Source organism: Peribacillus sp. NPDC058002 (genome assembly GCF_042886655.1).
Lineage (GTDB): Bacteria > Bacillota > Bacilli > Bacillales > DSM-1321 > Peribacillus > Peribacillus aracenensis.
Genome location: NZ_JBHVQU010000127.1, coordinates 1 through 10,609, shown reverse-complemented (window position 1 = coordinate 10,609; position 10,609 = coordinate 1). Strand labels below are relative to the sequence as shown.

Here is a 10,609-nt window from a genome sequence, read left to right as displayed (position 1 = left end):
ATATTTTAATGAACTAACGGGTGCGTTAGCTGAAGGTCAGAGCCGTCTTAAAGGCGGCTTTTCTTATGCAACTATCGGGGCAGGTTAGTGCAATTAAGACGGGGTGAAAACCCAGCTCTCTTTTAAGTCGCTCTTGAGACATATTATTCAGCTAAGAAAAATAAAAAATAAAAATCCATCCCTGAAAAGCTTCAAGGATAGATTCAGACAAACACCAAGATCCTTAGGGTGTCTCTTGGATGGCTTATATATAGGTAAGTTATCCAGGTTATTACGTAAAACGAACATAAAATATAGAAAAAGATAATGTGCTTAAAGGGGAACAAAAGTCGAAGATCCAGCTGCCATAATTGGTGGCTTTTTTTATTGGCTAAGGTGCAGATTTGGTCTTTATATAGAGGGGGGAATCGAGGATTAAATATTTTGCCCCCTTAATACTAAGGTTCAATTCGAATTAATATAAATAGACTTAAAAAAATGAAATTTTCTATACACGCTTTGATATATATCTTTTTAGGCTGTATCTATGGTATTCATGAAATATTTATAGATGGTACACAAAGGTATTTTTCAAAAATAGTAGGATTGCTATCCAGCATTTATAACATGGGTATTTGCTTCATGTATAACGTCTTTGAAAGACAAAGCTGGTCGATAATTGCATTCTTATTTAGTTTATAAATTTTAAGACTATTCGAGTAGACGTGTTTCCCTACTTAAGACAATCAGAAGTTGTTCTCGAAAGGGGGATCTAATTTGAAGAAATTTATTGTTTGTTATACCTTGGATGATGATATTAAACGAGAAAAAATAATAAAAGGGCCAGATGTAAAGAAGGAAGACGTTCTAAAAGATGTATTAGATAAGATAGTACGAAGTAATTACTTTATTGCGAAAACCGACCAAGGAGAGTATAGGATAAATTCTTCCTTAATACGTTATATACAGGTTTTGAATGAAATGCATTGTTTTAAATACCATACTGATCATAAATGACTAGTGAGTAAATAAAAGGTTATTTGCATAGTTTTCTTCAATTTTGTTGAGTAACTTGAATATGGGAGAGAAGATTAATGTCAGAAATGTATCGTTCTCGTCAGGAACGAAAACAAGTGGAAAAAACAAAACAAGATCAAAAAAAAGGTAAAAACTCACCTAAAAGAAGGTCTTTCTTGAAAAAAGTTTTACTTTGGTGTTTATTATTAGGTGTTGTTTCAATTGGAATAGGGGCAGTTACGGTTGCAGCAATGATTAAGGATGCACCCAAAATAGAAGCTTCAAAATTAGTCGATCCCCTTTCTACCAAATTATACGATAAAAACGGGAATTTCATTTACGAATATGGTAAAGAAAAGCGGACAAAAATTAAGTATTCTCAAGTTCCAAAAATGTTGGAACATGCTTTCATTGCCACGGAGGATGCACATTTTTATGAACACAATGGCATTGATATAAAAGGAACTTCGAGAGCAATCTTCAAGAACCTAAAAGGGGATTTCGGATCTCAAGGCGGAAGTACGATTACACAGCAGGTCATTAAAAACTCCTTTTTGTCACCTCAGAAAACAATAAAGCGAAAGGTACAGGAATGGAGCTTGGCCTATCAGCTTGAGCAAAAGTATTCCAAACATCAAATCTTAATGATGTATTTAAATAAGATCTACCTTGGAGACGGGGCATATGGTGTAGCAGCTGCCGCCAAAAATTACTACGGAATTGATGCCGATCATCTAAATAAATTAACGCTTCCGGAGGCCGCTATGCTGGCTGGGCTCCCGCAGAGTCCAAGTTATTACGATCCCACTGAACCCGAACATGTGAAAGCTGCAACAAATCGTCGTAATATTGTTTTAGAAGCTATGTATAAACAAGGGTATATTACGAAACAGCAATTGGATGATGCAAAGAAGGTTCCAGTTACAGCAGGACTTGTTCCAAAAACGAAAAAACAACCAGGAATGCCGTACGAGGCATTTTTGGACGCTGTTGTAAAAGAAGTTGAAAGAAAGCTGGAAAATGTAGATATCAGTTCGGATGGATTATCTATTTATACGACGCTAGATCCAAAAGCTCAGACCTTTGCGGACAAAATAATGAACACCGATGCGATTATTTCTTATCCAAATGACAATTTTCAAGGAGCCTTCGTATTTTTAGATACAAAAACAGGAGAAGTTCGAGCTATTGGGAGCGGTCGAAACCAATATAAAGCTTCCTTCCGAGGCAACAACTTTGCGGTTGATATTAAACGTCAACCAGGTTCTACTTTCAAGCCAGTCTTTGATTATGGTCCGGCTATTGAAAATTCAAAATGGTCTACAGCACACCAAATTAATGATCATGAGATAACCTACTCAAATGGTCAATCCATTTCTAACTGGGACCATCAATATCACGGAATGTTGTCGATTAGAACAGCACTTCAATGGTCATACAATATTCCAGCACTCCTTACCCTGCAAGAAGTAGGGATGGATAAAGCACAAAACTTTGCAGAAAATCTGGGTATTACTTTTAATAATAATAAGGTGTACGAATCATATGCGATTGGAAGTAATACGGTTAATCCATTAGAGTTGGCAGGGGCATATAGTGCTTTTGGAAATAACGGTGAATACAATACACCACATTTTGTTCGTAAAGTTGTCTATCCTGATAGCAGAGTTGTTAATTTTACTCCAAAGCCAAAACGTGCTATGCATGATTACACAGCTTATTTGGTGACGGATATGTTACGGACAGTCGTAAAATCTGGTACAGGAAAAACAGCAAATGTCCTTGGACTAGATGTGGCTGGAAAAACTGGCACAACTAATTTTGACAGTAAAACCAGAGCACAATATGGATATCCATCCGGTTCGGTAAATGATAGTTGGTTCGCTGGTTATACACCGCAATACACTATGGCGGTTTGGACTGGATATACTAAAAATGGTTCAGGTAATTATATGGATGGAAATACAACTAAAATCTCGCACCAAATGTTTAAGGTCATGCTGGAAGCGTTTGGAACAGACCGAAGTAGCTTCCAACAGCCTAGTGATGTATACCAGGTGAATAATGAACTGTTCATTAAGGGTGCAAATGCTGAAGAAGCTCCACCAGTTACAAAAAATAATAAAGATAAACCATTTGATATTGATGGCAATAAAGAGGATAAAAAACATAAGCAAAGGGAAGAGAGGCATAAACAACAAGAGGAAAATAAATACAAACAAAAGGAAGAGAAGCATAAACAACAAGAGGAAAAGAAACACAAACAAAAGGAGAAGCATAAACAACAAGAGGAAAAGAAACACAAACAAAAGGAAGAGAAGCATAAACAACAAGAGGAAAAGAAACACAATCAATAAAGTTTTTTAGGATGGGATCGCATTGGTTCCATCCTTTTTTTATGATACACGTTGAAAAAGATACATATTTTAGGGGCAAATTCATTGAAATTTGTCTTTTTATGTAGTTAATCCTCTCTTCAATCAGATAAATACACTAATAATATGTGATTGGTTTATAAAGGGCATGAAAGGACATAAATAATAATCTAATATCATTTTACGTCCGAAGAAAAGTTATTCCATGTACCTACGGAAATATAGGATAGTAATTGCTTTTTAGTTATAGCTATAATTTCTATATTAGTTTATTTGAACAACGTAGTGTTGAGACATAATGTAAGGTTCTTACAGAATTAATTTAAACGAGGTGAAGTATTTTATTTAATCTATCGGGCACTTAAGTAGTAGATGGGGTTTCGGTGATAATGACCAAGTTAAGAATCTAAAGGTTATTTTAATTTAAAAATGCAGAAATGTAGTGTATATACTAATCTTATTTATAGGAGGACAGATCAATGAATACACGGGAAGTCAAGGTCCAAAAACAAGGGTGGATTCCTAAAAAGGAACGTATATGGGTAATCGTGGCGATTATTATCGCTGCTTCGATAATGCTTTGGGGAATTAAGGGACTATTACAACTTTCATTAACCACTCTTCACAGCAGGCAGTTTGAACATACATTTAAAGGTTTTGGCTCCAATGCAAGAATTGCCTTATTTTTTGTACTTGCTTATTATGTATTTCTTCGAGTTATTAGGCTTCGTATGCTTAAAGGTCAAGGCAAGGTAAAAAAATGGTTGTCTACTTTGCTGCGCTTTGCCCGAAGATGGCATACTCCAGCAGCGATTATCGCCATCGCTTTTATTATTTTGCATACGGTAGCTGTTTTTATGCACGGCTTCAAATTTGATTTAAATAATATAAGTGGATTGCTTTCCTTGCTAGTCCTGCTTCCAGTTCCTATATCGGGAATATTTCGATATCAGAGGAGGGACCGGAAGTGGCATTTGCGGTCTGGTGTTGCTTTTGCTATTCTATTTTTAATTCATTCTTTTTTATAACCAACATGTTAAAAACCTTATTAGAGTCAGAGAAATATTCTATTTTCAGGTGTAATGAAGTAAATGTAACAATGGGGGAAATAATAAAGTGATCGTTTCGTGATTTTTTAATTAAAGGACCGTCAATATACCTGTTTTTTGTACAAAAGAAGGATGGCCACCAAGTTTCGACGAATATATCAATATACTTTTTGGAGGTGTTGGATATGGGGATTTGTTGTGGAGAGTGCCACGTTGAATTAAAGAGTGATGATTATGTCACATTGGATGAATTTAGCACGCTGAGGCACACATATTGCGGTTATGATCTTATTTCCGAGCTGATCAAAGACATTGGGACTTATCGAAATATCAAAACAAAGTATTGGTTTTCCCGTGAGCGTACTAAATGAAAATAGGTAAAATCCTGGAGTTAATTAAAACTGATACACCAGCGAATATTGCCAAAAGGGCTGATGTTCATCTTTCAGAAAAATTACTAAGAAAAGCATTGAATAAAGCTGGTTATGAGTATAGTAATTCAGGCGAAAAAGGCTGGTATTTCGTTGGTAAAGGTGACGAGGAAACGGTACAAGAGCAGCTTATTTATGACTTTGCAACAGCAGGAAAGGAAAAGGCGAACGTTTCAACTAATGTAAATAAAGAACCTATTAACGATACCAACCAACGTTTTAACGTTGGCATAAAACGTGGTAAAGAACAGGTCAAACAAGCGAACGAACAATCAGCACCAACCATAGAACGAACCAACGTTATAAGAAAACGTTCTTCATTCGATATGGATGTTGAACTTATGAAGGAACTAAAAATACAAGCAATCATTCATGATAGGACGGTTTATGAACTAGTTGAAAGTGCCGTTAGGCACTATTTAGCTGAATTAAAGGGAAAATGATGTGGATTTGAAATAAAGTCACGATGTTTATAATAAAGTTGCACCGTTTTACCCCTTTGGATAATATCCTCTAAAGGGGGTGTTTTTATGTCCAAAAGATAAAGTACATCTGAAATTTAAAAATCAATCAAGGGAATTTTTGAGTGGTAATGGCAAATGATCCTTATTATTTTGGAGTATTATCTATTATAGCTTAAACCGCCGCGGCATACGGAGTGGATCCAGTTGAAATTGCACGAGCTTCTGTGCTGGGGCAACTGATTCATGCGATGAGTCCTTTTATTGGTAGGGATGGCAAAGGTGGATTTTGGTAAACATCAAAAGTTTACTTTAAAGTGGGCAGTAGGAACATGTGTAGTCATGATTCTTATTGCTTTAATCACAGGAGTTATTTCTTTATAGAGTTTATTTCAGGGAGCGATTCTTTACTCGTATGTAATAAAAGGGTGAATGAGGGCCAACCTACGGTAGTACTGAAAGCAGTAAATCATCGCGAGTAGCAACCTATCACGCTCGGACAGCACAACAAGACTACAAGCAAGCCAAGGAGGACAGGGCTATGGTAGAGACAAAGAGAAAATCCCAAGACCAGGGATACATATGTCTCGTAGCGAAGTCAAGACCAAGTAGGCCAAACGATGATAGCGTTTTTTATAGGTAAATGGGAGCCATCTAAGTAAATTAAGGAAGGCAGCTAGAACCCCGCTAGAAACCCGCGAGTAGTAACCTATGCTAGTTCACAAGTACTTTGCAATCTCTAATTGGTATAGAAAATCCATTATATAAAACGTACAAGCTTAGCACCATAAACAGGTACCTGATTTTATTTTTTATTTGGGTATTATTTATGTGCATGTAAAAAACACCCCTTTTAAAAGGAGTGCCCTCTTGTTATACAATCTCAGGGTAATAACTATCTGGAAATTTCTATACATAACATAACTAGGAAAGTTATCTAACCTTGTTGGGCCAAAGTAACGGAATCAATCGCCAATTTTGAAGCTTTTTCGGGAAGTTGATAAGCAATAACTTGATCGTTTTCTTTGTCCTCTTCTTAATAATATCGCATAGATTTTAGGGATATCGTTGATACTCTTTTTCTTATGGAGCTAAAGTCAGGTTAGTTCAACAGTACTGTTTGATCTTTGTTCAACAATTGGGCCATCCTAATGAGTTTTAGATAAAATAGCCCATTTTTAATTAACTCTATATAAAATTCAGAATATTTAGTATAATAGATTTATAATTGGTACGGACATCATGACGTTTATGAATCTTTTTCAACAGCATTTAGGAGGGGGGCCCTTTCAAGTTGTTTAAATGAAATATTTCTTAGAAAATCATCGGTGTATTTGGCAAAAACAAGAGGTGTTATGGATAGGATCTTAAATCAGAAAAGGGGTTTTTTCTTGAAAAGGAATTTTTTAAGTAAAAGAAGTTTGTTTATCTTTTCCCTAGTTTTTGTGCTTGCATTAGTAGGCTTTTCTTCAGGTACACTTCCAGACCATCTTGATTCTCTTGCACCTGAAACTGTTTACTTTAACGGGAAAGTTATCACCATGGACAAAGGTGCTACCATTGTCGAAGCCGTAGCAGTCAAGGACGGAAAAATCTTTGCCGTTGGTTCAAATAAGGAAATTGGTAAGTTAAAGGGACAGCACACGAAAGTCGTTGATTTAATGAATAAAGTGTTATTGCCGGGGTTCTATGATGCCCACAGTCATTTTCCGAGCTCCGGAATGGACGGGACTGTTCAAGTTAATTTAAATAGTCCTCCGGTAGGTCCTATTAAAAATGTTGATGATCTGATCATTGCCTTGAAAGATCGAGCTATGGAAACCCACGAAGGTGAATGGATACTCGGGCGAGGGTACGATCAGACACTTTTAGCGGAAGGACGTCACCCGACACGTGAAAATCTGGATAAGGTATCAACGGAGCATCCAATCTATATCGGACATACTTCCGGACATTTAGCAGTAGCTAATAGTGTTGCGCTTAAATTGGCGGGAATTACAAAAGATACTCCCGATCCGCCTGGTGGGGTAATTGTAAGAGACCCTAAGACAGGAGAACCGACTGGGGTATTAGAGGAATCTGCTAAAGAACTTGTAAGCAAGCATATTCCTGTTGTTACAGAAGAGGAAAATCTTGCAGCGTTTAAAAAGGCTGTCCAGGATTATATCTCAAAAGGTGTAACGACCTCGATTATAGCTGGGGCAAATAAACAGGGTCTTATTGATTTACAAAGATATCAGAAGCAAGGTTTGCTGCCGTTAAGGGTTACAGCCATGGGTGCGGGGTTTGGTGGCGTTATAACCCCTGGTGAATTAGGCGGTATTGTAACGGGTTTCGGCAGTGATATGCTGAAGCTTGGCCCTGTGAAGCTGTCTCATGATGGATCCATTCAAGGATACACCGGCTATTTAAGTAAACCGTACCACGTGCCTCCGGGAGATGATCCAAATTATCGGGGATATCCGGCGACAAGTCGTGAGGAATTAACGAAGCGAGTAGTGGATTTGCATAAGGCTGGATACCAAATTGCGATTCATGGTAACGGAGACGCAGCGATTGATGATATTCTTTACGCCTTCCGTACTGCCCAGGAGGAGTATCCGCGTAAGGATGCCCGTCATCGTATTGAGCATGCTCAAATGGCTAGATTAGATCAATTGGATGAAATGAAGAAATTGGGTGTTACACCATCATATTTTGTCTCCCATACCTTCTTTTGGGGGGATCAGCACAGGGATATATTCATGGGGCCTGAACGTGCAGCTATGATGAGCCCTCTTAAATCTTCCATTGATCGTGGTATTAAATTTAGCATTCATCTTGATTCTCACATTACTCCAATGGACCCGCTGCAGGCAGTATGGTCCGCTGTTAACCGGATTTCAAGAAGCGGAAAAGTGATTGGTCCGGAGCAAAGAATTACACCATTAGAGGCACTTCGCGCAGTAACAAGTGATGCAGCATGGCAAAACTTCGAGGAAAATGAAAAAGGCTCAATCGAAAGAGGAAAATTTGCGGACTTTGTTGTTCTGGAAGAAAATCCGTTAACAGTTGACCCTATAAAAATTAAAGAAATCAAAGTACTTAAGACAATTGTGAACGATAAGGTTATCTACGAAAATTAAATTAAGGATAGAATGCACGGGGACGGTTCTACTGCTTCATTCACTTGCTGGTGAAGCACAAGAACCGTCTCTTTGCTTCCTTCGTGCCCGGCAAGCCGTTATTTGCTAGTTGTCGAGAGTCCAACCCGAGTAAGTGCAAAGACGCTCGGTAGCTGACAGGCAAATGGTGGAGAAACCCGTTACGAACCCTATATTTTTTCAAATTCACATTATGTTTGACCAAAACTATTTCTTGTTAAGGAATCATTAAAATATTAATATTGTTTTAATATTAAATCATTAAAAGAATTTTGTTAATATTAATGAAATTAATATAATTTTAAGAACTAACTTAGATTGAAAGGGGAGTATATGAGTAAGTCACTTATTGGAAAAGCAGTGTGGGGGATGGCTTTAATTTTCTTAGGCATTTCTATGCCGCATTGGCTTAGCTCACAAAATGTAGGCCTAGGTATACTAATGAATATTATGGAGGAAAATCCCCATGGGAATACTCTCTTAATAATGGCTTTTTCCATAGTTATGCTTAATACAATTCGCGCACTTCCATTTTATATTGGTGCTATTATGTTGGGAAATGCATTAGGAGAAAAGTTACAGAGGAATTGGCTCAGAATAGCTATTCCTCTTGCTGTCATCCCACTTACCTATGCAATTATAAATTTATCAATTAAATCTAATTATCACTTTGGTATTCCAGCCATTATCATACTTTTATGTATCATCTTAGTGCAATTATTGGAAAAAGGAAGATTGGGGTTATTTATGAAATCCCTTATTCTTGTTCAAATTCTTTTTGGGGTACAGTGGTTAGATGAGGTGCCTTTTCTTACAAGGTATGGGTTCGGTCATGGAGCCATCTCTACTAACGTCAAGAAATGGGCAATTGAAATTGGATTCGATCAAGCTCTTTCGTTATATGCAATCGTGTTATGTTCTATATTTCTAATTAATGCTTTTATTCTGATGGGGTTTCTCGTTAGATGGAGGATTATTCAAGAACTGCACATTATTAAGTTAGAGGCTCTAGAAGCTCGTTCTGATAAAGAAGTGTTGAATCTGGTTCATGATTTAAAAACTCCACTAGCCTCTATTGAGGGGCTCATTTCTTTAATTGGTCTATATAATAAACATGAAAGAACCAAAGAATATTGTGGTAGTATTTCATTGTCTATTAGTTCTATGAGTGAAATGATATCTGAAATTTTATATAAATCACACAAGAGTTGTTGTTCTTTAAAAAGTCTGGTTGATTATACCTTGTCAAGCCGATTAAGTGGTACCGATAAAAAGGTCAATCTAGAATTACCCGATCAACCAGAAACTATTAAAATTTGGGTTAATAAGATCCGGATGACTCGTGCGATAGTAAATTTGATTAATAATGCTTTTGACGCCATTGAAGGATGTCCTGAAGGAAAGGTGACTATAAAAGCTAAAAATTATGGCGATCAGATTTTGTTAGGTGTATCCGATAATGGAAAAGGAATGAATGAAGAGGAGCAGAAGAAGATTTGGAAGGCTGGATACAGTACAAAATATCAATCAGGAATTGGATTATCTTTTGTTCATCAAGTGGTGGAAGAGCATAAAGGAACAGTTTCTATTGAAAGTAAAATTGGACAGGGAACCACAATTTGGATGCATCTAGCAGGGGGGAACAATGATGAAGATTTTAGTTATTGATGACGACAAATCAGTTCGCTATATGTTGAAAGAAATTTGTGATTTTGCAGAATGGAAAGTAATAGCTTGCTGCAATGGAAAAGAAGGTGTAGAACAATTTATAAAGAATGAGATTGACATTGTTCTCGTAGATTTTCATATGCCTGTAATGGATGGACTAACGACCGTTTCTGAAATTCGTAGACTCAATAGGGAAGTTCCCATTCTCGTTTTAACGGTAGATGAACGCCAAGAGATTGCTGATCTTTTTTTAGAGAAGGGGGCAACTGATTTTGCATTAAAACCAATAAAAGCGCCGGACCTCATCTCTCGAATTCAATTACATAAGCGGCTTTTCGAAGCAACAAAGACAAAAGGTGATGTTTTTGTAACGAAAGGAATGAGTCAAACGACTTTATCCCATGTTTCAGTTTTTTTACAATCTTGTATTCAGCCCTGTGCGATTGCTGAGATTACAAAAGAAGTAGGTTTAGCTTATCCTACAGT

Annotated in this window: 8 protein-coding genes and 1 pseudogene; all 9 read left to right on the top strand. The window is 37.0% G+C overall.

Features of this window, described 5'->3' with window-relative positions; all coding sequences use genetic code 11:
- Positions 1–756 precede the first annotated feature (756 nt).
- Complete coding sequence (locus ACFVSH_RS18325) at positions 757–996, top strand: hypothetical protein (protein ID WP_260288771.1); 240 nt, start codon at positions 757–759, stop codon at positions 994–996.
- 116 nt (positions 997–1,112) lie between these two features.
- Positions 1,113–3,353, top strand: a complete 2,241-nt coding sequence (locus ACFVSH_RS18320) for a transglycosylase domain-containing protein (protein WP_387707205.1) — start codon at positions 1,113–1,115, stop codon at positions 3,351–3,353.
- A 497-nt stretch (positions 3,354–3,850) separates the two neighbouring features.
- Positions 3,851–4,399, top strand: coding sequence for a hypothetical protein (locus tag ACFVSH_RS18315; RefSeq protein WP_387707203.1), 549 nt, complete (start codon positions 3,851–3,853; stop codon positions 4,397–4,399).
- Positions 4,400–4,605: 206 nt separating this feature from the next.
- The gene (locus tag ACFVSH_RS18310; protein ID WP_387604811.1) at positions 4,606–4,791 is read left to right on the top strand and encodes a hypothetical protein; all 186 of its coding nucleotides are present in this window, start codon (positions 4,606–4,608) and stop codon (positions 4,789–4,791) included.
- Positions 4,788–5,294, top strand: a complete 507-nt coding sequence (locus ACFVSH_RS18305) for a hypothetical protein (RefSeq protein WP_387707201.1) — start codon at positions 4,788–4,790, stop codon at positions 5,292–5,294. Before ACFVSH_RS18310 ends, ACFVSH_RS18305 begins: the two co-directional genes overlap by 4 nt.
- A 149-nt stretch (positions 5,295–5,443) precedes the next feature.
- Positions 5,444–5,696: pseudogene (locus ACFVSH_RS18300) on the top strand (citrate transporter); the annotation flags it as partial.
- A gap of 1,007 nt (positions 5,697–6,703) precedes the next feature.
- Positions 6,704–8,437 (top strand): amidohydrolase, encoded by a 1,734-nt coding sequence (locus ACFVSH_RS18295; protein ID WP_387707199.1) that lies wholly within the window; start codon positions 6,704–6,706, stop codon positions 8,435–8,437.
- 351 nt (positions 8,438–8,788) lie between these two features.
- Positions 8,789–10,123 (top strand): sensor histidine kinase, encoded by a 1,335-nt coding sequence (locus tag ACFVSH_RS18290; protein ID WP_387707197.1) that lies wholly within the window; start codon positions 8,789–8,791, stop codon positions 10,121–10,123.
- A partial coding sequence (locus ACFVSH_RS18285) for a response regulator (RefSeq protein ID WP_387707195.1) occupies positions 10,101–10,609 on the top strand: 509 nt, incomplete at its 3' end. The genes ACFVSH_RS18290 and ACFVSH_RS18285, both read left to right, overlap by 23 nt.